21 protein-coding genes are annotated in these 26,738 nt (G+C 55.8%); 10 read left to right on the plus strand and 11 right to left on the minus strand.

Going from position 1 to position 26,738, the window contains the following annotated elements; translation table 11 throughout:
- Positions 1-196 precede the first annotated feature (196 nt).
- On the plus strand, positions 197-2,041 hold the full coding sequence (rpoD, locus tag AAGQ96_RS18385) for an RNA polymerase sigma factor RpoD (RefSeq protein WP_147199897.1): 1,845 nt from the start codon (positions 197-199) through the stop codon (positions 2,039-2,041).
- A 123-nt stretch (positions 2,042-2,164) separates the two neighbouring features.
- Here the strand turns inward: rpoD and AAGQ96_RS18390 are convergent, their stop codons facing one another.
- The 4 genes from AAGQ96_RS18390 to AAGQ96_RS18405 form a co-directional block, all read right to left on the minus strand.
- On the minus strand, positions 2,165-2,317 hold the full coding sequence (locus tag AAGQ96_RS18390; protein WP_147199898.1) for a Hok/Gef family protein: 153 nt from the start codon (positions 2,315-2,317) through the stop codon (positions 2,165-2,167).
- A 239-nt stretch (positions 2,318-2,556) separates the two neighbouring features.
- Positions 2,557-3,084: a G/U mismatch-specific DNA glycosylase gene (mug, locus tag AAGQ96_RS18395; protein WP_147199899.1), complete on the minus strand. Its 528-nt coding sequence runs from the start codon at positions 3,082-3,084 to the stop codon at positions 2,557-2,559.
- A gap of 17 nt (positions 3,085-3,101) precedes the next feature.
- On the minus strand, positions 3,102-4,052 hold the full coding sequence (locus tag AAGQ96_RS18400) for a WD40 repeat domain-containing protein (protein WP_342754264.1): 951 nt from the start codon (positions 4,050-4,052) through the stop codon (positions 3,102-3,104).
- 78 nt (positions 4,053-4,130) lie between these two features.
- The gene (locus AAGQ96_RS18405; RefSeq protein ID WP_147199901.1) at positions 4,131-5,045 is read right to left on the minus strand and encodes a LysR family transcriptional regulator; all 915 of its coding nucleotides are present in this window, start codon (positions 5,043-5,045) and stop codon (positions 4,131-4,133) included.
- Positions 5,046-5,193: 148 nt separating this feature from the next.
- On the opposite strand from AAGQ96_RS18405, the gene AAGQ96_RS18410 reads away from it, so the two are divergent.
- The 3 genes from AAGQ96_RS18410 to AAGQ96_RS18420 all read left to right on the plus strand — a co-directional run bounded on the left by AAGQ96_RS18410 (position 5,194) and on the right by AAGQ96_RS18420 (position 8,875).
- Positions 5,194-5,583, plus strand: a complete 390-nt coding sequence (locus tag AAGQ96_RS18410; RefSeq protein WP_147199902.1) for a tautomerase family protein — start codon at positions 5,194-5,196, stop codon at positions 5,581-5,583.
- Between the two features lie 185 nt (positions 5,584-5,768).
- A complete protein-coding gene (locus tag AAGQ96_RS18415; protein ID WP_147199903.1) occupies positions 5,769-7,682 on the plus strand; it encodes an FAD/NAD(P)-binding protein in 1,914 nt (637 codons plus the stop codon).
- A complete protein-coding gene (locus AAGQ96_RS18420; RefSeq protein WP_342754265.1) occupies positions 7,679-8,875 on the plus strand; it encodes a cytochrome c in 1,197 nt (398 codons plus the stop codon). Before AAGQ96_RS18415 ends, AAGQ96_RS18420 begins: the two co-directional genes overlap by 4 nt.
- A 57-nt stretch (positions 8,876-8,932) precedes the next feature.
- Here the strand turns inward: AAGQ96_RS18420 and AAGQ96_RS18425 are convergent, their stop codons facing one another.
- Entirely contained in the window at positions 8,933-10,084 is a 1,152-nt protein-coding gene (locus AAGQ96_RS18425) for an autotransporter domain-containing protein (RefSeq protein WP_147199905.1), read from the minus strand.
- Between the two features lie 472 nt (positions 10,085-10,556).
- On the opposite strand from AAGQ96_RS18425, the gene opgB reads away from it, so the two are divergent.
- The 3 genes from opgB to fucO all read left to right on the plus strand — a co-directional run bounded on the left by opgB (position 10,557) and on the right by fucO (position 15,863).
- Positions 10,557-12,854, plus strand: a complete 2,298-nt coding sequence (gene opgB / locus AAGQ96_RS18430; protein ID WP_342754267.1) for a phosphatidylglycerol--membrane-oligosaccharide glycerophosphotransferase — start codon at positions 10,557-10,559, stop codon at positions 12,852-12,854.
- 73 nt (positions 12,855-12,927) lie between these two features.
- A complete protein-coding gene (ampH, locus tag AAGQ96_RS18435) occupies positions 12,928-14,118 on the plus strand; it encodes a D-alanyl-D-alanine-carboxypeptidase/endopeptidase AmpH (RefSeq protein ID WP_147199907.1) in 1,191 nt (396 codons plus the stop codon).
- Between the two features lie 593 nt (positions 14,119-14,711).
- A complete protein-coding gene (gene fucO, locus AAGQ96_RS18440) occupies positions 14,712-15,863 on the plus strand; it encodes a lactaldehyde reductase (RefSeq protein WP_147200684.1) in 1,152 nt (383 codons plus the stop codon).
- A gap of 137 nt (positions 15,864-16,000) precedes the next feature.
- On the opposite strand, the gene AAGQ96_RS18445 is transcribed toward fucO, so the two are convergent.
- Both AAGQ96_RS18445 and AAGQ96_RS18450 read right to left on the minus strand, forming a co-directional pair.
- On the minus strand, positions 16,001-17,305 hold the full coding sequence (locus tag AAGQ96_RS18445; protein WP_342754268.1) for an LLM class flavin-dependent oxidoreductase: 1,305 nt from the start codon (positions 17,303-17,305) through the stop codon (positions 16,001-16,003).
- 44 nt (positions 17,306-17,349) lie between these two features.
- Positions 17,350-18,453, minus strand: coding sequence for an iron-containing alcohol dehydrogenase family protein (locus tag AAGQ96_RS18450; RefSeq protein WP_342754269.1), 1,104 nt, complete (start codon positions 18,451-18,453; stop codon positions 17,350-17,352).
- Positions 18,454-18,737: 284 nt separating this feature from the next.
- Here AAGQ96_RS18450 and AAGQ96_RS18455 point away from each other — a divergent pair, with 284 nt between their 5' ends.
- Genes AAGQ96_RS18455 through AAGQ96_RS18465 form a run of 3 tightly spaced genes read left to right on the plus strand, consistent with a single transcriptional unit; the run spans position 18,738 to position 21,773 of the window.
- Positions 18,738-19,274: a GNAT family N-acetyltransferase gene (locus AAGQ96_RS18455; RefSeq protein ID WP_342754270.1), complete on the plus strand. Its 537-nt coding sequence runs from the start codon at positions 18,738-18,740 to the stop codon at positions 19,272-19,274.
- Positions 19,271-20,425 carry an amidohydrolase gene (locus AAGQ96_RS18460; protein ID WP_342754271.1) on the plus strand — a complete coding sequence of 385 codons (1,155 nt, stop codon included), beginning with the start codon at positions 19,271-19,273 and terminating at the stop codon, positions 20,423-20,425. Before AAGQ96_RS18455 ends, AAGQ96_RS18460 begins: the two co-directional genes overlap by 4 nt.
- A gap of 16 nt (positions 20,426-20,441) precedes the next feature.
- On the plus strand, positions 20,442-21,773 hold the full coding sequence (locus tag AAGQ96_RS18465; RefSeq protein WP_342754272.1) for an MmgE/PrpD family protein: 1,332 nt from the start codon (positions 20,442-20,444) through the stop codon (positions 21,771-21,773).
- Here AAGQ96_RS18465 and AAGQ96_RS18470 read toward each other — a convergent pair.
- From AAGQ96_RS18470 to AAGQ96_RS18485, 4 genes are read right to left on the minus strand one after another with little or no spacing between them, the layout of a single operon-like run.
- Positions 21,713-24,082: a molybdopterin-dependent oxidoreductase gene (locus tag AAGQ96_RS18470; RefSeq protein ID WP_342754273.1), complete on the minus strand. Its 2,370-nt coding sequence runs from the start codon at positions 24,080-24,082 to the stop codon at positions 21,713-21,715. The genes AAGQ96_RS18465 and AAGQ96_RS18470 overlap by 61 nt on opposite strands.
- Before the next feature lie 28 nt (positions 24,083-24,110).
- Positions 24,111-24,872 carry an amino acid ABC transporter ATP-binding protein gene (locus tag AAGQ96_RS18475; RefSeq protein ID WP_342754275.1) on the minus strand — a complete coding sequence of 254 codons (762 nt, stop codon included), beginning with the start codon at positions 24,870-24,872 and terminating at the stop codon, positions 24,111-24,113.
- A complete protein-coding gene (locus tag AAGQ96_RS18480; RefSeq protein ID WP_147199914.1) occupies positions 24,865-25,776 on the minus strand; it encodes an amino acid ABC transporter permease in 912 nt (303 codons plus the stop codon). Before AAGQ96_RS18480 ends, AAGQ96_RS18475 begins: the two co-directional genes overlap by 8 nt.
- Complete coding sequence (locus tag AAGQ96_RS18485; RefSeq protein ID WP_147199915.1) at positions 25,773-26,666, minus strand: ABC transporter substrate-binding protein; 894 nt, start codon at positions 26,664-26,666, stop codon at positions 25,773-25,775. The genes AAGQ96_RS18480 and AAGQ96_RS18485 overlap by 4 nt, the downstream gene beginning before the upstream one ends.
- Between the last annotated feature and the right edge of the window lie 72 nt (positions 26,667-26,738).

Raw genomic sequence — 26,738 nt, forward strand, 5'->3', positions numbered from 1 at the left:
TCAGCGTTCAAAATGGCAAGATCGAGCGCTTCGAACACAATTCAAGCGGCTTAAGTGCCGAACTTCCGCCAGGTTGAACCTGGCAGCCGCCACGATGGGCAGCGGCAATAATCCAACGCCCTCACTGTTATTGTTGGCTGCTTAAGCTTAGCCGACCAACACCAATCTAATTTAACAGAAGTGTGGATACCGTCTTATGGAGCAAAACCCGCAGTCACAGCTGAAGCTGCTTGTCACCCGTGGTAAGGAGCAAGGCTATCTGACCTATGCCGAGGTCAATGACCATCTGCCGGAAGATATCGTCGACTCCGATCAGATCGAAGACATCATCCAGATGATCAACGACATGGGCATACAGGTTGTGGAAGAAGCACCTGATGCCGACGATCTGATGCTGAATGAAAACAGCAGCGATACGGATGAAGATGCTGCCGAAGCGGCTGCTCAGGTGCTATCCAGCGTTGAATCGGAAATCGGACGCACAACTGACCCGGTGCGCATGTACATGCGTGAAATGGGTACCGTTGAACTGCTGACGCGCGAAGGCGAAATCGACATCGCGAAACGCATCGAAGACGGTATCAACCAGGTACAGTGTTCCGTTGCTGAATATCCTGAAGCCATCACCTATTTGCTGGAGCAGTACGATCGCGTTGAAGCGGGCGAGGCTCGCCTGTCTGATATGATCACCGGTTTTGTCGATCCAAACGCAGAAGAAGAAATGGCACCTACGGCAACACACGTAGGGTCTGAACTTTCTGAAGAAGAGCGTGACGACGACGAAGACGAAGATGAAGAGTCCGACGACGACAGCGCTGACGATGACAACAGCATCGATCCTGAACTGGCACGCGAGAAGTTCGGCGACCTGCGTACGCAGTACGAGAAAGCGCGTACGGTCATTAAGGCCAAAGGCCGCAGCCACGCAGATGCGATTGCTGAAATCCAGAATCTGTCAGACGTCTTCAAACAGTTCCGCCTGGTGCCGAAGCAGTTCGACTACCTGGTGAACAACATGCGTACCATGATGGATCGCGTTCGTACTCAGGAACGTATCATCATGAAGCTGTGTGTTGAAATCTGTAAGATGCCGAAAAAGAACTTCATTACGCTGTTCACCGGTAATGAAACCAGCGAAACCTGGTTCCAGGCAGCGCTGGCAATGAACAAGCCGTGGTCAGAAAAGCTGAAAGACGTAACCGAAGACGTTCAGCGCGGCCTGACCAAGCTTTCGCAGATTGAAGAAGAAACCGGCCTGACCATTGAGCAGGTAAAAGACATTAACCGTCGCATGTCTATCGGCGAAGCGAAAGCGCGTCGTGCGAAGAAAGAGATGGTTGAGGCTAACCTGCGTCTGGTTATCTCTATCGCCAAGAAGTACACCAACCGTGGCCTGCAGTTCCTTGATCTGATCCAGGAAGGTAACATCGGTCTGATGAAAGCGGTGGATAAGTTTGAATACCGTCGTGGTTATAAGTTCTCTACTTATGCTACCTGGTGGATCCGTCAGGCTATTACCCGCTCCATCGCTGACCAGGCGCGCACCATTCGTATTCCGGTGCATATGATTGAGACGATTAACAAGCTCAACCGTATTTCTCGTCAGATGCTACAGGAAATGGGGCGTGAGCCAACGCCGGAAGAGCTGGCCGAGCGTATGCTGATGCCGGAAGATAAAATCCGTAAAGTGCTGAAAATTGCCAAAGAGCCGATCTCCATGGAGACGCCGATTGGTGATGATGAAGATTCACATCTGGGCGATTTTATCGAAGATACCACGCTGGAGCTGCCGCTGGATTCTGCCACCTCCGAGAGCCTGCGTTCAGCAACTCATGACGTGCTGGCTGGCCTGACCGCTCGTGAAGCGAAGGTACTGCGTATGCGTTTTGGTATTGATATGAATACCGACCACACGCTGGAAGAAGTCGGTAAGCAGTTTGACGTTACCCGTGAGCGTATCCGTCAGATTGAAGCGAAGGCGCTGCGTAAACTGCGTCATCCAAGCCGCTCTGAAGTTCTGCGCAGCTTCCTGGACGATTAATCCGTCTAGCCCTGTGCAACAAAAAGCCCCTGCTTGCAGGGGCTTTTTTTATGTCAGAAGGGTGCTCAAAGAATCACATCCGGACAATGTGCTGACGGGCAGCCTGCCCGTCAGCATGTTGCCTTACCTTACAGATTCGCAGGCTAAGCTGGCTACAATCTCCGTACCTCCCTGTTTAACATGCAATTCGCAAAGCGAACCACGCGTAATCCAGATAACGCTTATTAGCGTTAGACAGACCACTATTAAACTGAGAACGAACAATTTTTGTGCCATCACTGGCCTCCTTTCCATTGCTTTTCAGCAGGTAAAAGGCTACCTTTCCATTGTTGGGATGGAAGAGCAGCCTCACTTTGATTAACGTCAAGTGGGGCTTTTCTCTTCTTGTCCCGGTCACTCAGGACAAAAAGTTCCTGAGCACCCGGCGGCAGTGTAACGCACGAATTGAGCGATCGTCTGACAGATTTTCTAAAGTCCGCGTTGGCCCTGATTTTTTTGCAACTTCAATGAAACGCCTAACGTTTACGCAGGGTTAGCGCAGTCTCCAGCTCGCGGTAAGCGGCAACCAGTTCCTCCTGCGATGCCCGGTTCAATCCGCTGGGATTCGGCAAAACCCAAACCTCCGTCTCACCAATATTTTGCGGCTGCCTGCCCCACTCCACTTTACTGACGCCAAAGGCCTGCTTATAGGCTTGCTTGCCCAGCACGGCTAAAGCCGCTGGCTGATACCGCTCTATTTTTTCCACCAGCAGCCGGCCGCCATCGAGCAGCTCACCGCGCGACAGTTCGGTCGCCTCTTTTGTGGGCCTTTCCACCAGCATCGTAATGCCACAACCCGTATCCAGCAGCTGCTGTTCTTCTTCCGGCTTCAGCTGGCGGAAGGTAAAGCCCGCCTGCCAGATAGTTTTCCAGAAGCGGTTGCCCGGATGGGCAAAATGGAAGCCGGTATGCGCTGACGACTTTCCTGGATTGATGCCGCAAAACACCACCCGCAGCGCGGGTGTAAGAATGTCCGTGATCGTATGGTCCGTTATTTCACTCATTTACTTTTTTCTCAACTTTACGCCATTTCAAAATAGCTCAGCACTTCGCAACCGCGCCCCACCGTCGGCGTGGCAATAACGGTCAGCGTGGCGATATCAATCACGCTAAGCGTGCCATCCTCTTCATTAGCAATCAGCAGCGTACGGTTATCAGGACTGAAGCAGCCATCCATCGGCTTATTACCCACGGCAACCTGCCCAAGCGGATTCAACTCGCCGTCAAAAAGGCTGATGACCGGCTCGTCGTCACCAATCACCACCAGCAGCGAGCCATCCTCACTGAAACGGACAATTTGCGACGGTTGCTGATGGCCAGCAAGCGACAACGATTTAACCCGCTGATGGCTGGCCGCATCGATAACGTGGAGCAACGGCTGGCTGCCATCGGTGGCGACAAGCCAGGGATGTTTAGGTGAGGCCGCGATACCGCTTATGGCAGCAGGCATAACGATATTATCCACTACCTTGCCGTCGCCCTGGGTCAAATCCACAACGGTTACAGATGCATCTTCTTCGTTATCTGTGAATAGTTTATCCCCTGACGGCAATAGCGTCAGACGGTGCGTATTATGCGACGGCACGGCAATTTTGCGGAGGATCCGATCGGTATCAGGATCGATCACCAGGATCGTCGCGCTGTTTTCACAGCACTGATAAACGTAACCATCGCGGCCCAGCCTGCCGGTATGAGGGGACTCCAGCGGACTGATATCAATAAAACCGAGGGTTTGACGCTTAAGCAGATCGATTACCGCAATTTTGTGGCCCGGATGAGGATTATCACCATGGATGCCATCACCGAAAATCGGCACATAGGCTTTATGCTGTTTGGGCAGGATCAACAATTCGTGTGGGCGAGGGGGAAAAGCATTCAGCTCGCGCTCAACGGCAAAAGTTTCGGGATTCAGAAACAGGACGTTACTGCCCTGCTTATCGACGGCAATCAGGCCATATTGGGTTTGCGACATCGCAGCTCTCTCCTTTAAATACCTGTTTCATATAAAGGTAGTTCATGATGTCGGCGCTGGAACAGGAAAGCGTGTGCTTCAGCGTTCCCGAAACGCATCGCGCAGCCACTGAATAAAACCGCTGACCGCACGGGGAACCTGTGCAGACCATGGCCTCACGATATACAGCGTCTGTGCAAACGCGCCTGTTGCCTGCCATTGCGGTAAAAGCTCGACCAGCCGTCCGTCGCGCAGTGCTGCATGAGCACTAAAATCAGGCAAGAGCGCAATCCCCAATCCGTCCAGCGCAGCATCCCTAATCGATTCACTGTTATTGGTGGCAAAAGGGCCGCTTACGTTGACCTCTACCCTTTCCCGCGGGTTCAAAGCGGATACAAAGGCCCAGCGCGGCGCTTCCGTTCCGCGTGGATAGTAGAGGCACCGATGCTCGCTCAAAGCCTGCGGCGTTTGAGGTTCACCCTGCTCAGAGAGATAGGCAGGAGAAGCGACTACTAACGCACGCGTCGTACACAGTGGCAAAGCGACGTGCGTTTCCGGCAGCGTTTCGCTATGCCGAATGGCCAGATCGAATCCTTCGCTGGCCAGCGCGATCAGCCGGTCGGAAACCTCCAGCTGAACGCGCACCTGCGGATGCTCGCGCAGAAAAGCAGTGATATGCGGCACCAAATGCTGGCGGGCAAAAGCGACCGGCGCCGTCACCCGAACCAGCCCGCGCAAAGGCCCGGCGGAATCACGCACGCTAAAAAAGCTCTGCTCGATTTGTGCAAACGGCGTGCGGAGTTCTGCTACCAGCTTTTCCCCTGCGCCGGTCAATCTGACGCTGCGCGTGGTGCGCGTGACCAGCGGCACGCCCGCCTGTTGCTCCAGTTCTTTAATCTTTTGGCTCATGGCGGCTTTGCTGACTTCCAGCCGCTCGGCCGCTCGGGTAAAGCTCCCCTGCTCTGCCAGGACGGTTAGCCAGTGCAGATGCATCCACAGCGCGTCAGTTTTCATAACCTTTCCATCGATTGTTCAAAATAGTAAATAATCAATTCAAGTATACCGCTTTTTTCCGCACAACATTCGCCGTAAAGTAAAGCAGGAAAAATGAAAAGCAGAACGACTTTCTGCTCATAACCTATTATTTTAAGGGGAATAAATTATGCCACTACTGCAATTTGATGTGATTCAGGGCCGCTCCGAATCTGAACTAAAAACGCTACTGGATGCCGCGCATCGCGCTGTTCTTAGCGCATTTAAAGTGCCGCAACGCGACCGTTATCAGATTGTTCACGAAAACAAGAGTTATCAGATGGTGTTCGAAGATACGGGTCTGGGATTAACCCGTACGGATAATCTGGTCATGGTGCGTGTTTTTACCAGCCCGCGCAGCGACGAGCAGAAGCAATTTTTTATGGCAGAACTCTGCCGCGAGTTAAAAGAGAGCTGCGGCATTGAAGGCAGCGACGTGATGATCACTTTTATTACCAACAGCAAAGGCGACTGGAGTTTCGGCCACGGTGTAGCGCAGTACGTTACCGGTGAGTTATAACTCAGCCCCCACGCCGCTCTCCTCTCCTGCCGGACAGCCGGAAGCGCTATGCATAATGCCGCGCTTCCGGCTTCGCGCGTAATGAATTTACCTTTTCCTTGATCTTCCTGCGTGGGTAAGCACAATAGCGCCGCTTTTGCACCGCGCTTTTCGTGATGACGAAGAAGCCCCACAAGGAAATGATAATGAGCATCACACGACGCGATTTTCTCAATGGCGTAGCGATAACGATTGCCGCAGGACTTACCCCGAGCCACATCCTGCGCGCTTCACCCCTGGCGGCTCAGCAGACGCTGACTTACCCTCCTGCCTTAACAGGCCTGCGTGGAAACCATCCGGGTTCCTTTGAAAATGCCCATCGCCTGGCACGTGCGGGCGAAAACATTCCCGATACACGACTGCCGGTTAGCGAAACCTACGATCTGGTCGTGGTAGGCGCTGGTATCAGCGGCCTGGCGGCGGCCTGTTTCTGGCAGCAGCTGAAAGGGACAGACCAGAAAATCTTGCTGATCGATAACCATGATGATTTTGGCGGACATGCAAAGCGTAACGAGCTTTCATCCGCCAAAGGCATGATTCTGGGCTATGGCGGCAGTGAGTCTTTACAATCTCCGCGCTCCAATTTCAGCCCGGTGGTGATGCAGCTGATTTCACAGTTAGGCGTCAATATTGATACGCTGGAAAAAGGCTTTGATAAGACATTTTACCCCGATCTCAATTTCAGCCGTGGCGTCTATTTTGACCGCGAAAACTTTGGCGTGGATAAAATCGTCAGTGGCGATCCTGGCAGGATGGTGGCTGATGATATTCCTCGCGATCGCTTAAACGGTCGCTCATATGAAGCGTTTATCGGCGATTTCCCGCTGCCACAGGCCGATCGGGATGCGCTGATTTTATTGCATACCCAGCCGAAAGATTATCTGCCCGGTTTAAGTACCGAAGAGAAAATGGCCTGGCTGGACAGCCACAGCTATAGCGAATTCCTGCGGGAAAAAGTCGGCCTCAGCCCGCTGGCGATCCGCTATTTCCAGCAAACCACCAGCGATTTTCAGGCGGTCGGCATTGATGCCACCTCATGCAGTGACGCCCGTATTTGCGATTTGCCAGGGCTCAACGGCATGAATCTGCCGCCTATGGATGCCGAATCACAGGCTGACCTTGACGATCCCTACGTCTTCCATTTCCCGGACGGCAACGCCACGCTGGCGCGTCTGATGGTGCGGAAACTCATTCCGGCAGTCAGTCCGGCCGAACAGAGCATGCAGGCGATCGTGACGGCCAAATTTGATTACAGCCAGCTGGACAAGCCTTCGTGGCCGGTGAAGCTGCGTCTGAACAGCACCGGCATGCATGTTGCCAACGTCGCTGACGGCGTTGAAGTCACCTACGCCACCGGCGACAAACTAACAAAAGTTCATGCCGGTCAGGTGGTGATGGCTGGCTATAACATGATGATCCCTTACCTTGTGCCGGAAATTCCTCCGGAACAGCAGGAAGCCTTAAAACAGAACGTTAAGGCGCCGCTGGTATACAGCAAAGTCCTGATCAAAAACTGGAAAGCCTTTAAAGCGCTGGGCGTGCAGGAAGTTTACTGTCCGACCGCGCCTTACTGCCGCGTTAAGCTCGATTATCCGGTAGATTTGGGCAGCTATCGCCATCCACGCGATCCTGAACAACCCATTGGGTTACATATGGTTCATGTCCCTTGCGTACCGGGCAGCGGGCTTAGCTCGCGTGAACAGGCTCGCAAAGGTCGTGCGCAGCTATTAGGCACCTCTTTTGCCGTGCATGAACAGATGATCCGCGAGCAGCTTCAGGGCATGTTAGGCGCTGCCGGATTTGACCATCAGCGCGACATCGAAGCGATTACCGTCAACCGCTGGTCACATGGCTACTCTTATTTTATCAACGGGCTGTTCGATGATGAAGACGAGGCGCAGGCGACCATTAACCTCGCCCGCCGCCCTGTCGGCAACATCACTATTGCCAATTCGGATTCCGACTGGAGCCCGTATGCCAACTCGGCAATCGATCAGGCCTGGCGAGCGGTTAATGAGCTGACTTCGCAAGCAGCGACCGCCGCTAAGGAGAAAGCATGAGGCTGCGTAATCTCCTTATTGGCGGACTGGTGATGGCCGGAAGCGCCCAGGCCGTGCCAATGTCTGAGGGCGAATATCTGGCAACAGCGGGGGATTGTAGCGCCTGCCATACGGCGCCGAAAGGCAAGCCGCTGGCCGGGGGCGTCCGTTTTACCACGCCGCTCGGCGATATCTGGTCGACAAATATCACGCCCGATAAGCAGCAGGGAATTGGCGACTACAGCTTCGAGGATTTCGACCGTGCGATGCGCAAAGGCGTGGCGAAAGACGGTCATCACCTTTATCCGGCGATGCCCTACACCGCCTATGCCAAAATGGATCCCGTGCAGATGCGGGCGCTGTATGATTATTTAATGCAGGAAGTGCAGCCGCAGCCGCTGGCCAACCGCGCCAGCGATATTCCCTGGCCATTGTCGATGCGCTGGCCGCTGACCGTCTGGAACGCGTTATTTCATGACAGCCCGGTCTTCCGCCCAGACCCACAGCAACGTGCCGAATGGAACCGTGGCGCATGGCTGGTTCAGGGGCCGGGACACTGTGGCAGTTGCCACACGCCACGAGGCTGGGCGATGCAGGAAAAAGGAGAAAGCGCAGCGGATGCGGCTTATCTCAGCGGCGGAGAACTGGCTGGCTGGTACGCGCCGTCATTACGTGGGCTGGAGCCAAAAACCGTTGTCGACCTGTTGAAAACGGGCCGCAGTCAGCACAGTGCAGTCGCCGGGCCGATGGCTGAAGTCGTCACCCACAGTACGCAATATCTTACGCAGGAAGATTTGCAGGCAATTGGCGCTTATCTGCATGCTCTGCCCGCTCTCCCTTCTGCGGTTTCCCACACGGCGACAACGGCAGCAGGGAACGGAAAGCAAAGCTACCGGCAATATTGCGCGACCTGTCACGGCAGCAACGGTGAAGGCGTCGATCGTTTTGTTCCGGCGCTGGCAGGTAACACCGCAGTGGCGGGAGAAAGTTCACTTAATGCGATCCGCGTGGTGCTGGAAGGCGCTCATACACCGCTAACGCAGCAGGGTTTGTCGCAAACGATGCCCGCTTATGCGTGGACAATGGACGATAAGCAAGTGGCTGATGTGATGAGCTACATTCGCAGCAGCTGGGGCAACCAGGCCGCCGCCGTCACGCCAGCAAAGGTTAAAGCCATTCGCCAGATGACAGAGAAGCAACAAGAAGGGAAATAAACTTTTTCTTTATTGATAAGAAAACGCTCCCCGGCCTGCGCCAGGGAGCGTTATTTATCAGAAGTCCCAGCGCAGACGCACCAGGTTCATATCACCCAGGTTATCGGAGCTTGAAGTGAAGACGTGTTCGTAATCGACGCGGAAGCCATAATCCAGCTGGAAGGTAATCCCCACGCCGTTATCGATACGCTGGTAATCACGATCGTTCACGTACTCCAGGCGGTCGCCCATTACGTAAGGCATAAAGGTTTTCAGCCCGTACTGAGCAACCGGAATGGTGTAACCGGCCAAATATTCAATACCCCAGGCATCCCCGGCAAAGTATTTATTCACGTCAACTTTTTTGCTGGTCAGGAAGTTCTGGTAATAACCGCCGCCGAAGCTGAAGGTCCAGTTGTCTGGTTTCCAGCTGAGTGACGTACCATAAATGTTCTGATCCCAGCTCTTGCTGTCGTTGTTGCCAGGGTTACGCATATCTGCACGGGTATAGTTCCACGCCGTGCCCCAGGTCAGATCTTTCGACAGATGATAATCTACGCCCAGTGAGCCGCCGCCCTGACGCTTGTAGCGCAGGCCATTGCCTGGTAAGAACTCGCTGTCAGAAAAAAGATAAGAAGCCAGCACGTCGGCGTTGCCAAAGGTATTCTTGTACTTCAGCATTTTACGTGAACGATAAGAGCCATCGTAATCGCCCTTGATACCGTTGCCTGGCGCCTGGGCCAGCATGTCGTAGTCCCAGATATCGGTTTTAGCACCGACCACATCGTAATAGACGCTGTTCTGCTGACCAAAGGTCAGTTTACCCCAGGTCTTGCTCTGGAAACCGGTATACAGCATACGGCGGCTGGTATTGTGCGCTTTTGCCGCACGATGGTTGTCCCAGTTAAATGCTTCAGGGATATCTACGCCTACTTCGTAATAACCTACCCAGCTAACGTCATCAAACAGATAATAATCGGCCAGGAAGCGGAAACGCGTACCGCCGTCAAAGCCGTTGCGACGATAAGCATTGCTGCCATCTTTGCCGGTCAGGTTATTGAACTGAGGACGGATACTGCCGCCAACGGTGAAATTAAGACGGCTCAGCGGATCGCCAGCCTGAGGATTTGCCTTAAGGACGGTGACTTCAGCATGTGCTGCAAAAGAGGCACTGCCTGCCACTAACGCCAGACCAACGGCCTGACTTAAAATGCGCATCTTTGTTAACATTGTAGATCCCTGTAAAGATTTGTCAGAAAAATATTTGCAGAGATAGTAACGTGAGAAATGCGAAATGCCGCCTGATTTCACCGCGCTTTCATAAGAATTATCCTAATATTTATTTAACAAAATGTGTATTTTGTAATATTTAGACATAAATAGCGGTGTTTTTCGCTTAATTTGTGTTAAGCCGTCTGGCATAAATCAATCGCCTGTTTTTTCACCTTCTGCCGCAGTTAACGTTATTTCGTTTACATTTGACTTAACATCAATATAACAACAAGCTTTTTTACCCTTATACGCCTCCCCGCTCCCTCGTGGTAAAAAAAGCAAAATTAAACGAAAGATAAACGACACGACATCAGCTCTGTTACTGTGACCCTTTTTCTGTCCTGTCAAACCGTTGCCAGCGATAATTCGCTGCATCAGGTTGATTACAGGTCTCAGCCGGGATTGCGTTCTGCGAGGATAAATAACACCAATGGGTTCGGAATTACTGTCACTGCTTTTATTTATTGCTTCCGTTGCGCTTTACACCTGGAAAGCCGGGAAAAATAAACTCTGGTTCACCGCGATTTTGCTGCTGCTCGGGGTCTACCTCGTTTTGAATGCTTCCCTGCTGGCAAGTAATTATTTTACCGGCGAAGGCATAAATGATGCGGTCATTTATACGATTACCAGCAGCCTTAGCGGCGCGGGCGTCAGCAAATATCTGCTGCCGGCGGCGGGGCTTGGCGTGGGATTAATCGCTCTTTTCGGCCTTCTTGCCTGGCTTTTGCGCCTGCGCAAACGTCACAGCGGCAATAAGTTATACAGCCTGCTGGCCGTTCTGCTGGCGCTCGCCTCAATTAAAACCACGCCTGCTTATCAGCAGGTTGCCAGCCTGATCAAATCCCAGGTCGCCAGAGGCGATTCCGATTTTTACAGCCATTACAAAGTGCCGGGAACGCAGCTTCACGGTAATAAACCCAACCTGATTTATATCTATGCCGAAAGCCTGGAGCGCACATATTTTAATGAACAAGCCTTTCCAAAGCTGGCACCGGAGCTGAGTGAAATAAAAAACAACGCCCTGGATTTCAGTAACACAGCGCAGCTTCCGGGCACTGAATATACGATTGCGGGCATGGTCGCTTCCCAGTGTGGCATTCCGCTGTTTGCGCCTTTTGACGGTAATGCCTCCAGCTCGCTGTCGACCTTTTATCCGCAAAACATCTGCCTGGGCGACATCCTGAAAGCGGCGGGCTACCAGAACTATTTTTATCAGGGTGCCAACCTGAGCTTTGCCGGGAAAGATCTGTTCCTCTCTTCGCACGGCTTTGATCATTTATATGGCTTTAACGAACTGAAAAGCATCGTTAAAGATCCCAGCTATCGCAATGACTGGGGCTGGTACGACGATACCGTGCTGGATGTCGTCTTTAATAAATACGTTGAGCTGTCGCAGAAACAGCAGCCTTTTTCGCTGTTTGCGCTAACGGTAGATACACATCACCCGGACGGGTTTATTTCCCGCAGCTGCCAGCGCAAAAGCTATCTCTGGCAAGGCAAGAACAATAAATCCTTTGCTGCCGTCGCCTGTAGCCAGGAGCATATCGCCCGGCTGATTACGCGTATTCAGGCCACGCCCTGGTTCAAAAATACCCTTATCGTGGTCAGCTCTGACCATTTGGCGATGAACAACACCGCTTATCAGGCGCTTAATCAGCACGACCGTAGCGATCTGTTCTTTATGATCCGTGGCGATGAGGCCACCAGCAAAGCGATCCCGGTGAAGCGCAGTACGCTGGATAATGGCGCAACGGTGCTGGATGCGATGGGGGGTGATAACTTTATCGGCCTGGGCCGCAGCAGCCTTTCCTCTTCTTCTCTTTCAGCCACGTATCTGAATATTAAAGAAAAGATAGAAGAGTGGAAGCCAGACGTCATTAAGCTGTGGAATTTCCCGAAGGCGATTTCCGATTATAAAATTGATACGGCTAAAAACACCTTCAGCTTTGCTGGCGTAGATTTCAAACTGCCGCTGCTGTTGTCGGTAAAGCCAGGTAAAATCGAGCCGAAGTTTGATGTTTATATGGCCCCCCCGCTCAAACAGCAGCTGTCGAATTTTGCTCCGGACGAAAAGTTCGTCTGGATCGATCGCTGCTTCAAAATGGGCGATGTCTGGGATGAAAAACTGGAGCTGAATACCCAGCTTTGCGTGGCTGACGGCACGCTTAACTCTGCGCCAGTCATTACCCCGGTTAAATCGGGTAGCTTCTCCGGCCGGGTAACGTTTAAGCAGGTTGGCGAGGGCAGCGACGATCGCTATCAGCGTACCCTTACCCGGTTACGCACCGCTGACGACGACCTGAAATATACCTCGGACACCCTCCTTTTTGCCCTGCCCGGCTTGCCAAAGCAGGTGCAGAAAATTACCGGCTTATCTTTTATCGAGCCGTGGGGTGGCCGCTGGTCTGATGCCAATCTTCTGCCGGTAGTCACCGTACATTATCTGCAAGCGCTGCCTGCGGCGTTCGATCTGATCCTGACCGCTCGTGCTTTTGGCCCCAACAGCCAGCGGCCGGTAAGCATCAGGATTGGTGATATGACGCAGACGGTCACGCTGGGGGCGAGCAACAGCACGGTTAAGCTGCACTTCACCAATCCGCAACAGGCCCGCACCATTGAGATTGTGCCACCCGCGCCGGAAGAGACGGCGGAAGGCGCTGTCGATGGCTTTGCCGCACGAAAACTGGGCATCGGCCTGGTCAGCCTGCAAATAGTACCAACGCCCTGAAATAAACCCGGCCGGGATCTTTTTTACCCGGCCGGAAACAGATTATGATGTTAATCCTTACACGCCGATTCAGATGGATATACGTACGTTGAAACCCGCTTACCGTTTGCTGGCTCTGTTTGCCGCTGTTCTGCCGCTCTGCGGTCAAGCGGCACAGGTTGCTCCCGATCCGCTGCTCGCGTCCCAAATTGTCGATCGCTATGCGCAAAACATCTACTACAACACCAAAGCCACCGGCATGGCGATGGTGGCGATTGACGCCAACCAGCGCGTCTTTGCCAGCATGGGTTCGGTGCGTCCGGGCAGCAGCGTCAGGCCGCAAAAAGATTCGTTAATCCGTATCGCCTCGCTGACCAAGCTGATGACCAGCGAGATGCTGGTCAAGCTGTCCGAACAGGGCGTGGTGCGGCTTGACGATCCGCTGAGCAAATACTCTCCCGCCGGCAGCCGCGTTCCCAACTATGCCGGGCAAACCATCCGCCTGATTAATCTGGCGACGCACACCAGCGGCTTACCGCGCGAACAGCCTGGCGGCAAAGCTAACCGTCCGGTATTTGTCTGGCCCACTGCCAGCCAGCGCTGGAGCTGGTTGCAGAAAGCGCAGCTGAAAGCGCCACCGGGAACGCAGGCGGCCTATTCCAACCTGGCATTCGATCTGCTTGGCGATGCGCTGTCACGGGCCGCAGGCGTGCCTTATCCCGCGCTGCTGCAACGTGAAATAACCCGTCCGTTAGGAATGAAAGACACCACCTTTACGCCTTCGCCGGAGCAGTGCTCGCGCCTGATGGTGGCGCAAAAAGGGGCAAGTCCCTGTACTAACACACTGGCGGCGATTGGCAGCGGTGGCGTCTATTCCACGCCGGATGATATGGGTCGCTGGATGCAGCAGTTCCTCTCCTCGGACATTCACGCTCGCTCTGCGCAGGCCGACCGTATTCAGACCATGATTTACCAGCGCAGCCAGCTGACGAAAGTCGATGGCATGGACGTACCGGGCAAAGCGACAGCGCTGGGGATGGGCTGGGTCTATATGGCACCGGAAGGCGGCCGTCCTGGGATTATTCAGAAGACAGGCGGCGGCGGCGGCTTTATCACATACATAGCAATGGTGCCGCGCTACAGCGTCGGGGTATTTATTGTGGTTACCCGCTCGCCGCAAACGCACTTCACCGCCATGAGCGACGGCGTAAATAATTTGCTGACCGAGCTGATTGGCAACACCCCAGCCAGCGCGCAGTTAGCCGCCAGTATTATGAGTGAATAATGAAATTGAGCTCACCGCCAGAATCCGGAACGCCGCGGAAACCCCGGCAACCAAGAGAACCAAGAGAACCGAGGCCCGCAAGGGTGCCACGAGAAAATCTTGAACCGAGAGAGCCTCGCGAACCGCGAACTCCTCGTGAACCGCGAACTCCTCGTGAACCGCGAACTCCTCGTGAGCCGAGAACTCCTCGCTTAACCAGAAAGCCACTTGCGGTAAAAAATGTTTCTCGGCCAGGCCTGCCTGAAGCATCCAGGCAGGTTACTGCACAACCAGATGCGCAGATATACAACGACGCTAATGAAGCCGTTTCTCACCGCTATTACCCAGAGTTCGCATCAACCCACTTCACCTGTCATGCTTATTGATGCCGCTCATTGCCCGCTCACTCTACCGCTGAGTGGGCAATTGCTAACATTATCCTGCACCTGGCTTATCCGGCAGGCCTGAGATCTTTTCCCGATCGAATCTTTCCGTCTGACTCGTCTATAAATGATCTTAATCAATACGACCCGCACCATTCCTCCTCATATTTTCCAGCAGTGACAATCGCTAATGGACTTTTTTTGTGAAAATTCACACTAACGGAGAATATGATGTTGCACAGAATGATACTGAACGAAACGTCCTGGTTTGGCGCGGGATCTGTCTCGCAAATCGTGAATGAAGTCGCCCAGCGAGGTTTGCAAAAAGCGTTGCTGGTCACGGACAAAACGCTGATCAAAGCGGGCGTAATTGAAAAAGTAACCTCGCTGCTGGAACAGCATAATCTGCCCTATGTGATTTATGACGAAGTGGTGCCTAACCCCACCATCACTGTCGTAAAAAACGGCATTGCCGCGTTTAAAGCCGCTTCGGCGGATTATCTGATTGCCATCGGCGGCGGATCGCCGCAGGACACGGCAAAAGCCATCGGCATTATTATTAATAACCCCGAATTTGCCGACGTACGCAGTCTGGAAGGCGTGGCGAATACGCGTCAGCCCAGCGTGCCGATTATTGCCATTCCTACCACGGCCGGTACGGCAGCCGAAGTTACCATTAACTATGTCATCACCGATGAGGAAAACCGCCGCAAATTCGTCTGCGTCGATCCGCACGACATTCCGATTGTGGCGATTATTGATGCCGAGATGATGGCCAGCATGCCGCCGTCGCTTAAAGCCGCCACCGGGATCGATGCGTTAACGCACGCAATTGAAGGTTTGACGACGAAAGCCGCATGGGAACTGACCGATGCGCTCCACCTGAAAGCTATCCAAATCATCAGCCGCTCGCTACGTGCTTCGGTGGCGGGTGAGGCTCGCGGCGTGGAAGATATGGCGCTCGGCCAGTACATTGCCGGCATGGGCTTCTCTAACGTCGGTCTTGGCCTCGTACACGGGATGGCCCATCCGCTGGGCGCCTTTTATAACGTGCCGCATGGTGTTGCCAACGCCATCATTCTGCCGCACGTGATGGCCTGGAACGCCGAATTTACCGGCGAGAAATACCGTGATATCGCCCGCGCGATGGGCGTGAAGCACATTTGTGGCATGAGCCTGCCTGACGTGCGTGAAGCGGCAGTACAGGCCGTGAAGCAGCTTTCCGCCGACGTCGGCATTCCCGAGCGCCTGCGTGATGTGGGGATGAAAGAGGAAGATATTGCCGCACTCGCTCAGGCCGCGTTTGATGATGTCTGCACCGGCGGCAACCCAAGAGAAGCCACGCTGGCCGACATTGCCGAACTCTATCGCCAACTGTACTAAGCGTCCGGCATGCAGGTTTGCTCCGCCTGCATGCTCTTTTATTCGCAGGCGGCTGTCGATCCTCATGCCCGTACGGTGTTGACCATCGCAATGGTCACGATAGCCGCCACTCCTTTCGTTATTCTGCCTGATGGAGATTATTGATAATCCGGCAGTCCCAGATTGCCGCGCAGCGTGGTGTACTCATACTCCTTACGGAACAAGCCACGGCGCTGTAACTCCGGCACCACCAGTTCAATAAACAGATCCAGCTGTTCCGGCATGATGGCGGGCATGATGTTAAAACCATCCGCACCTTCCTGCTCAAGCCATTGCTGGAAATCATCAGCAATCTCTTCTGCCGTGCCGACAATCACCCGATGCCCACGGGAGCCTGCGGCCACCGCAGCCAGCTCGCGCAGCGTCAGATTGTCCCGTTTCGCCATATCGACCAGCAGCCTGACCCGGCTCTGGTTGCCTTCGCCCTCTGGCACATCCGGCACCGGGCCGTCCAGAGGAAGCTGGCTGAGATCCCTGCCGAAGCGGGCGGAAAGCTGGCGCAAACCGTTTTCAATATCCACCAGCGTATTCAATTTTTTCCAGGTGGCCTGAGCGTCTTCACGCGTGCGGCCAACAATTGGCATCACGCCCGGCAGGATCAGCAGATGCTGAGGATCGCGTCCGGCGGCGGTTGCCTGCTGTTTCTGCGAACGATAAAAAGCCTGCCCCTCTTCAAGGCTGGCCGAGGCGGTAAAAACCACTTCCGCCGTGGCGGCGGCCAGCGCCTGACCGTCGTTTGACGATCCCGCTTCGATAATCACCGGTCGTCCCTGCGGCGATCGCGAAATATTCAGCGGCCCCTGCACCTGGTAGTAGTCGCCCTTGTGGTTAACCGGCTGGATCTTCTCATCAACAAAATAGCGGCCTGTGGCGGCATCCGGCGCGACAGCCCCTTCCTGCCAGCCTTCCCACAGCCTGAACGTCACTGCCAAAAATTCCCGGGCGCGGGCGTAACGATCGGCATGGCCCGGCATATCTTCACGACTGAAATTACGCGCCACGTCAGTGGAATAGGATGTCACAACGTTCCAGGCCGCACGGCCACGGCTGATATGATCGAGAGAAGAGAAGCTGCGTGCCAGCGTGAACGGATCGCTGAAGGTTGTTGATGCCGTCGCGGCCAGACCGATGTTGCGGGTAGAAACCGCCAGCGCGGACAGCAGGGTCAGTGGCTCCAGCCGGGCCATCGTCGAGGGCAAGCGGTGAACGTTGGTGGCCAGCGCATCGCCGACAAAGAACATATCGAACAGGCCCGCTTCGGCCTTTTTGGCAATCTGAATCAGCCAGTCAATGTCGGTCGGTGAACCGAGCCGTTCGGTAAGACGCCAGCCGCTGACATGGTGTCCCAGTGGCTGAACAAACAGCCCCAGCCGCAGCTGGCGTACAGAAGTTGATGAAGGCATAAAGTGTCCTGGATTATTTGCGGCGCGATATTACGCCAAAAGAGTTAGCCGATTTCCGTCGCCAGCAGCGCTTTTTCCAGCGCCTGGGGGGAAATCTCAAAGGGCAGCCGCGCCGCGCAGGCGGGCGGAAATTTGATCCCGTGCGCAAGGGTGCGAATCGCCTCGCCCCTCTCCCCCGTCAAGGGCGAGAGCGTTAGCGGCGCATCGTACTGGCGCAGCAGGGCAAGCAGCTCTGCATCCGGCTTGCCGTCGGGATGCTGCATAATCGACTGTACCAGCAGGCTAAAACCCACCTTTTCGCCGTGCAGCCAGTCATGCAGCTCGGGCAGATGCGTCAGCCGATTATGGATGGCATGAGCGAAACCCGGCGTTGGCAGACTGTCCCGCAGGCTGTTAGCCATGCCGGCCAGAGCAATGCAGGCATCGATTGTTTTGACCAGCGCCGGGGAAACCCGCTGCTGCTGATTATCCACCAGCGCCTGTGCGCCATGCGCCAGGAAGACGTCTACTGCGCGACGGGCGACCAGCGCTTTCATATCCAGCGCGAGACTGTCGGGATTGTGCTGCTGGTAAGGCTGAAACTCATACCATTTGGCAAGGGCATCGACGATGCCCGCTTTCAGATAGCGCACGTCGCTGCGCGCAATAACCTCGCTGTCGACCAGCACCAGTTCCGGCATCACGCCCAGCGGCTGGCTGCGTAAATGGCCGCCCTTCTCGTCATAAATAATGGTGACGGGCGACCAGGCCGCGCAGGTGGCGGCCAGCGTCGGCATCGTGACGATGGCTATGCCAGCCTGCGTGTCGCCAGCGGCGTTTGCGTTATCGATCAGCGCATTCCCCACGGCTTTCGCCACGTCCAGAACCTGGCCACCGCCCACGCCGAGGATCAGGCTGGCACCTTCCTGCTGCGCTTCCGCTGTCAGGCGTTCTGTCACCTCATCGGTGCAGCCAGTCGTTAGCAGGGCAAGCCGGTAACGAATACCCGCCGCCTGCAAACTTTTTTCCAGTTCAGGATTCACCGCCTGCCAGGCCTGCGTGCTGGAAATAATATAAATATGCTGCGACAGCGGCGAAAGATAATCACCAGCCTGCGATCTGATTCCGGCCAGCTGATAATAATTGCGTGGAGATTTAATTGAAAACACGCCACATCCTTTGTTAATTAAGCGGAATATTCCGGACCGTAGCGGCAATAACTTTTCATCGACCAGCGGCTCAGACGGAAGCTTTTTTTCATCATGCTACAAAGAAAAGTGCAGAAGCAATCACGCTTTGCCGTTCCTTTCTGACAAATAAGCAAGTCGTTATGCCAATAAAAACTAAAGCAATAAATCACTTGCCGTTCGCGTTTTCTCCACGGCATGATTATTTTTCAGGAGAGATAAAACGGCGAATTAAATCGCTCTACCGTTATTCAGGGAACAGCCGCATGAACCTGCATTTTCGCCAGCTAACGCTGGACGACCGCCATTCTTATTTATCCCTGATGCTGCACGCCTATGCACCCATTCGTGAAATGGGTATTCATTTTGATGCGGCAACGGCCGATTTAGCGCAGGTCAGCCAGCATCTGCAACAGCATGGCGTTTATGGTCTGTTTGTCGGCGATCGCCTCGCCAGTTCTCTGACGCTTCGTTACCCGTGGGGCCCGCTTCCCGGCCCGTTTGGCCTGCCGCATATTGGCTGGTTTGGCAGCGATCCCGATTTTCAGGGGCAACAGCTCGGCCGTAAAATGCTCGCCTGGGTTGAGCAGCATATTCTGCGAGACCAGTTCAAAGCGCCCGCTGTATCGCTGGGTACCGCGGTCAGTCATCCCTGGCTGAAGGAAATGTATCTGCAACGCGGTTTTCAGCCCATGCACGAGACCGATCTCGGTAAAGGGCATATCACGCTGTATATGAAAAAAATTCTCGACGCGGCGCTGCATACGCAGTGGCTTGCCCGCCAGAAACAGGAAATTCGATGAAGATAGCCGCAGAACAACGGCCACTGGCCGATTTTATTCAGACTTTTCGCCAGGAGTTACATCGCTATCCCGAATTGTCCAATCAGGAGTTTGAAACCACCGCCCGCCTGCGTGCCGTGCTGGATGAACATCAAATCCGCATTCTTAACCTACCGCTGGCAACCGGACTGGTGGCCGAAGTTGGCAAGCCAGAGGGCCCGCTGGTGGTGCTGCGCTCCGATATTGACGCGCTGCCCATTTCTGAGAAGTCCGGCGTCGCGTTCAGTTCTGAAAACCCCGGCGTGATGCATGCCTGCGGCCATGATTTTCACGCTTCTGCGGCGCTGGGCGCGGCGATCCTGCTAAAGCGCAATGAGACGTCGTTGCCGGGGCGGATACGCATTCTGTTTCAGGCCGCGGAAGAGATTGGCCTGGGCGCACCCGCTTTGCTGGCAACCGGCGCGCTGAACGACGCCAGCGTGATTTTCGGCATCCATAACGACCCCACGCTCCCGGTTGGCGTGGTCGGCAGTAAAGCCGGGCCGCTCACCGCTGGCGTAGACCGCTTTACCATTACCGTTACCGGCAACGGCAGTCATGCTGCGCGTCCGCATGATGGCAACGATCCGATCGTGATCGCCGGGCAACTGATCGGCGCGCTGCAAACGGTGATCGCCCGTAACCTGCCTTCCGCTGAAAATGCCGTGCTGTCGATCACCCAGATCCACAGCGGCACAACCTGGAACGTGATCCCTGACAGCGCCTGGCTGGAAGGCACGGTGCGTACTTTCAGTCAGTCGGCGCGCGAGCTGATTGAACGTCGCTTCCGCGAGCTGCTTAACGGATTTGGCACCGCGTTTGCCGCAGAGATTGCGCTGGACTGGCAGGCCGGGCCGCCGTCGGTTATCAATGATGAAGCCTGGGTAGATTTCGCCCTTGAGCAGGCGCCTGCCGCAGGATTTGAAGCGAGGCGGGTGGCAGCCAGCCCCATCGGCGAGGATTTTGCTTTTTACCAGCAGCAGCTCCCCGGCGCGTTTCTGATGATTGGCTCCGGCGGCCCGTTCGCCCTGCATCATCCTGAGTTCCGTGTTGATGACCGTGCGCTGTTTCCTACGGCGGATTATCTGGCCAACCTCGCCGTGAAGGCGCTGGAGCAGCTCGCGCAGCGCTGAGAAATCAGGAGAGACAATGAATATTACCCATGAGCTGGCAACACGGATTGTGGAAAGTCAGCCAACGGCGGCAGCCCGGGAACGCGCTCGCGCCGGTCTGCTGGATTTTATTGCGGTTACGCTGCCGGTACTGCGCGGTGAAACGGCAGACAGCGGCCTGGCGGCCCTTCAGTCGGTCTGTTTCGCTCGCGACAGCCAGACGCGCGCGCTGCTGTTGGGCTATGCCGGACACGCGCTCGACTTTGATGATTTCCATCCCGATTTTCGTGGCCATCCCGGCACGGTGATCCTGCCTGCCCTGCTGGCTTTTGCCGGAGAACATCCCTGCACGCCGGACGCGTTTCTGGATGCCTGTGTGACTGGCGTTGAGACGGCAGGAAGGCTCGGCCTGGCGGCGGGCCAGCGCCACTATCAGCAGGGATTCCATAATACCGCGACGCTCGGAACGTTGGCCGCGGCGGCGGCCATGGCGCGCCTGAGCGGAGCGAGCGTTATTCAGACAGAAATTCTGCTTGGCATTGCCGCGACCCAGGCCAGCGGATTGCGCGCCCAGTTTGGTTCAGCGGTAAAGCCGCTGCATGCCGGGCTGGCCGCGCAGGCGGCGGTGTTTGCGACAAAGCTGGCGCTCGCAGGCTTTGACGGTCAGCGCCAGGGCGTAATAGACGGATTTTTAGCGGCATGCTGTGCCGGTAGCGACCCGGATCGTCTGGTGGCCCAATGGGGAGCACCGTGGCGGATTGAGGTGCCGGGGCTGGAATTCAAGCCTTATGCTACCTGTAGCGGCACCCACAGCGCGGCCGATGCTGCACGCCAGCTGCGTGAGCGCTGGCTGGCGTCTCACGCTTCATCGCACTCGCTGGCGGAAGCCGTTGTCCGTATCGAAGTGGCTTTCCCGCCCGGGGGGGATATTGCTGCGGCCATCCGTCAGCCGGCGAACGGTATCGAAGCGCGCTTCAGTCTGGAATACGTGATTGCTTCCTGCCTGCTGTACGACGGCGTAGCGCTGGAAGACGTCGCGGAAGGCCCAATGAATCCAGAGATTGCCGCCCTGGCCGCACGGGTTGAACGTTGTCCCGATCCCTCGGCGCCACCGGATGAACACGATCCTTCCGCCCGCTTCCACGAGGTCAGGCTCTTTTTCGCTGACGGACAGTCATCAGGCAGCCGCGTGACGCGCCAGCAAAGCCTTAGCAAGCCGGTCGATTTGGTTAAGAAACTGCAAAGCTGTCTGGCCGGCGCTTCCGTTGCTGAGCGCCAGCATATCGTTGCGCTGTGCGAATTGCGGACTCAGGATGCGTTGTCCGGGCTGATAAAGCTGTTGGACGAAAGGCTACGTCCGCTGCACTGAGCCTGTACTTCCTTTAATCCAGAAATTCGCGGCGGCGTAAATGCCTGCACCGCTGGCGCTACCCTGTCGTATCGCCGCACCTGGACAACGGTAATCTGCCCGGTGCAACCCTGGCTCAGGGAAGAGGTTCCCGCATCCCGCGTCAGTACATTGGGATTGCCGTGCCGGCACTGCGGTTTGTCAGCCAGCGGATCGACCGGATCGTACCAGGCACCGGTAGGCAGCTGTACCACGCCGGTTCTCACCTGCCGACTCAGCTGTACACAGGCCAGCACCGAGCCTCGCTGATTAAAAATTTCGACAACATCACCCTCACCAATGCCCTTTTGCTGCGCGTCATCTGGATGCATGCGGCACACTTCGCGGCCTTCACGCTTCTGGCTCACGCTGTAGCGGCCAAAATCGAGCTGGCTGTGAAGACGGGAAGCGGGCTGATTGGCAAGCAGCCAGAACGGGTGCGTGTCATCCGGTTTTTGTACCGGCTCCAGCCAGACGGGATGACCAGGGCAGTCGGCGTAGTGAAAACCGGCAAGCCGTGCGGAGTAGATTTCGATCTTTCCGCTCGGCGTCGGTAAAGGGGAATGCTGCGGATCGGCACGGAAATTTCGCAGCAGCCTGCCGCCGTCTTCGGTTTGCGGCAGCGCCAGTACACCTTGCTGCCAGAAAGCCTCAAAGTCGGGCACGTTAACTGCAATATCCTGCAATTTCGCCCGCATTTGTTGATAAAGATGCGCCAGCCACTGCCTTGCCGAGCGGCCCTCGGTAAAAGCCTGCTCTTTCCCCAGTCGCCGGGCGAGTTCGCTGAAAATGGTGTAATCGTCTTTTGCCTCGCCATAGGGCTGCGCCACCGGCTGCATAGCTATCAGGTGGCGATCCGTTGGTGCGCCGCCAACGTCTTCCCGCTCCAGCGTCATCGTGGCCGGAAAAACAATATCCGCATGACGGGCCGTCGCGGTCCACGCCACCTCATGCACAATCAGCGTATCAAGCTTGCTGAATGCCCGCCGCAGACGCGCCAGATCCTGATGATGATGAAAAGGATTACCGCCCGCCCACCACGCCAGTTTGATATGGGGATAGGTCAGATGGCGGCCGTTATAGTGAAATTTTTCGCCCGGATGCAGCAGCATATCGGCGATGCTGGCGACCGGGATCAGCCGGTCAATGCCGTTTTTGCCCTGCGGCAACGCGGGGAAGCTGACGCGGTTATGATGCTTGCCGTAATGCCCCAGCGCACCAAGCGCATAGGAAAAACCGCCGCCGGGCAGGCCTGGCTGCCCCAGCGCTGCCGCCAGCACCAGACCGAGCCAGACCGGCTGTTCACCATGCTCCGCGCGCTGAAGCGAGTGTGCCACGCTGATAATCGTCCGTTTGCCGTGCAGCTGTTCCGCCAGCGCTTCGATCTTTTCCGCCGTGATGCCGCAGATCGCTGCGGCCCAGGCCGCATCACGCACCTGTCCATCTTCTTCGCCGTTGAGGTAAGCCACCAGCGTTTCCCAGCCTGTGCAGTAGCGGGCCAGGAAGGATTCATCACTCCAGCCGCGCTGGTAAAGCGTACTCAGCAGCGCCAGGATCAGCGCCGCATCGGTGCCGGGACATATCGCCAGCCATTCCCCCTGCGCCTCTTCCGGTAAATCGCTTTGCAATGGACTGACTGAGATAAACATTGTGCCGCGTGCCGCAGCCTGCTGCATAAACCCTCGCTCGGTGTGCTCGCTCAATCCGCCACTTGCGACCTGGGAATTTTTCAATGCGAGGCCGCCAAAAGAGAGCACGACTTCCGTATGTTGAGCTATCTCCTTCCAGCTGACGCCACGACGGGCGATCTCGTTCATGTCGCCAACGATGTGCGGCAGAATGACTGAAGCCGCGCCGGAACTGTAGCTGTTCACCGAGCGAACATAGCCGCCGATGGTGGTATTGAGAAAGCGATGCACCTGGCTTTGCGCATGGTGGAAACGTCCGGCGCTCGACCAGCCATAGGATCCGCCAAATACCGCTTCCGGGCCGCCTTCGTCAGCGACCCGCTTCAGTTCCTTCGCGGCCAGCGCGTAAGCGTCTTCCCAACTGACAGCGATATACTCATCCGCGCCACGACGCGCGTCGGGACCGGGGCCGTTTTCCAGCCAGCCACGACGCACGCAGGGCATTGCCACCCGCACAGGATGACTCAGGACATTTTCAAAATTCTGCAACAGCGGGCTGGGATCGGGATCGCCGCTGAAGGGAACGATGGTCAGACGATCGTTTTCACGGCGCGCGCTAAACGCACCCCAGTGTGAGCTGTGCATCGCGCGGGTCACGGACATGGAAAATTTCCTGATGAGTAGAGGATGATTAAAGCACCGTGGCTAAAAAGTTTTTTACGCGAGGATTTTGCGCACTATCCAGCACCTGCGCCGTAGGGCCACTGGCAATGATTCGGCCCTCCTCCATAAACACGATATTGTCGGCGACTTCGCGGGCAAAGCCGATTTCGTGCGTGACGATCACCATGGTGATGCCGGAGTGCGCCAGCTTCTGGATCACCTGAAGCACTTCGCCAACCAGTTCAGGATCCAGCGCCGACGTCGGCTCATCGAACAGCATCACTTCCGGATCCATTGCCAGCGCACGGGCAATGGCGACGCGCTGCTGCTGGCCACCAGAGAGTTCCGAGGGCCAGTCGTTTTCGCGGCCGCTCAGCCCAACCTGCTTCAGCAGCGCACGCCCTTTCGCTTCCGCCTGCTGCCGGGAAAGTTTTTTCACCCGCATCGGCGCATCAATAATGTTCTGCAAAATCGTCCGGTGTGGGAACAGATTGAACTGCTGAAACACCATGCCAATCTGACTACGCTGTGCGGCAATCTGCCTGCTGTTTAACTCATGCAGCAGCTGGCCTTTTTGCTGATAGCCAACCAGATCGTTACCGATACGGATGGTGCCGCCATCCAGCTTTTCCAGATGATTGATGCAGCGCAGCAGCGTCGATTTTCCCGAACCGGACGGGCCAAGAATGGTAGTGACCGAGCCTGCCGGAATATCAAGATCGATCCCGTCAAGGATAGTCACGCCGGAAAAGCGTTTGGTTACTTTACGCAATGCGATCGCTTCAGCCATTGCTCACTCTCCCTTCTTCCACTGCAAAAGGCGTACGCTTAAACCATTCACGCTTCTCGCGGCGGGTGACGCCTCGCGCGAAATAACGCTCGACATAGTACTGTCCGACGGAAAGCACTGAGGTCAGCAGCAGATACCACAGCGTGGCGACCAGCAGCAGTGGGATCACCTGATAGGTGCGCTGATAGATAATCTGCGCGGAAAACAGCACATCCTGTAAGGAGATCACCGACACCACCGCGGTGGTTTTTAGCTGGCCGATGATTTCGTTACCCGCGGGCGGCAAAATAGCGCGCATCGCCTGCGGCAGAACGGTATAGCGGAAAATTTCGGTTGGGCGGTAGCCCAGCGCTTTTGCTGCTTCAAGCTGACCATTTCCCACGCTCTGGATCCCGGCACGCACAATTTCCGCTGCATACGCGGCCTGATGCATCACCAGCGCAATGACTGCGGCGCTAAACGGGCTGATGAGCGCGTTTGCGGAAGCGCTCCACAGCTCACCCACGCCCGGTAACGATAGCGAAATGTTGGGATAGAGCGCGGCGATGTTGTACCAAAGAAACAGCTGCACCAGCATCGGTACACCACGGAAAAACCATGTATAAGCCCAGCTGACGCTGCTCAGCACCGGGTTGGAAGAGAGGCGCATCAGCGCCAGCACCGTGCCGCCGGTAAAGCCCAGCACGACCGAAATCAGCGTCAGTTGCAGCGTCATCAGCACGCCGTCGATAATCGACTGCTCGGTAAAGCTGTTGGCAATCACCTGCCATTCAAAGCGCGGGTTTTGCACCATCGAATTGACCGCCGCTGCCAGCAACAGCACCACAACCAGGGCGCTGATCCAGCGGCCGTAGTAGCGCTTACTCACAATGCGCAGTGAATCGGGATCCTGTTCTGCTTTCATTTGAAGATATCCTGATTGCGTCGCGCTTCGGTCACCGCACCGTAACCGATTGACCAGTGGTCGAGGATTTTCTGATAGCTGCCATCTTTAATCAGCGAATTCAGCGCGGCCTGTACGGCGGGTTCCAGCGGTGAATCTTTCGCGAAGGCGACCGAGACCGGGGCATCATCCACGTGAATTTGTCCGCGCATTACCAGCGCAGGAACCTGACTGACCTGGTAAGTCAGCCCTTCATAAGGGCCAAAGAACATCGGCACGCGGCCACTGACCACGGCCTGTACGCCCGCTGGCCGATCCGGGAAGACCGCGACGTTGATTGCAGGTTTCCCTGCCGCCACGCATGCCTTGCTCGCCTCGTCCAGACGCGTAAGCTGAGTGGTTCCGGCCCCGCCGCCAATCTGCTGGCCGCAAACGTCCTGCAAAGAAGTGAAAGGCTTAATGTTGGCCTCTTTGCGGGCGATCACCCCAAGGCGGGACGCGTTAAAATAGCCAATAAAATCGACCTGCGAGAGGCGCGCTTTGGTGGCGTTGATATTAGAGAGCGCCACGTCGTAGCGACCCGACTTCAGGCCTGGAATAATGTTGTCGAAGCCGCCGGTATCCTGCCAGTGCACCGGAATCCCCAGCCGTTCGCCAACGGCGTTCATCACGTCAATTTCACGTCCTGCCAGCGTCCGGTTATCTTCTTTATAAAAGGTAGTTGGCGGCGTGTTCGGGTTGGTGCCGGCGATGAGATAACCGCGCTTCACGATATCCGCCGGGAGCTGGCTTTTTAGCTGACTGTCAGCCGTCACATGCAGCGTGCTGGAGGTGGGTACATTCTGTTCAGCGGCCTGGACGACACAGCTTCCTGCCATCAGCAGCGGAAACAGCCATTTAGATATTTTCATTGGTACCCTTTCTCCTGAAAAAAATAAAAGCCGCACAACAAGGTGGCGGAAAGCGTTGCAGGTTGGTTAGCG

This window comes from Pantoea sp. MBD-2R (assembly GCF_039134845.1).
Taxonomy (GTDB): domain Bacteria; phylum Pseudomonadota; class Gammaproteobacteria; order Enterobacterales; family Enterobacteriaceae; genus Erwinia.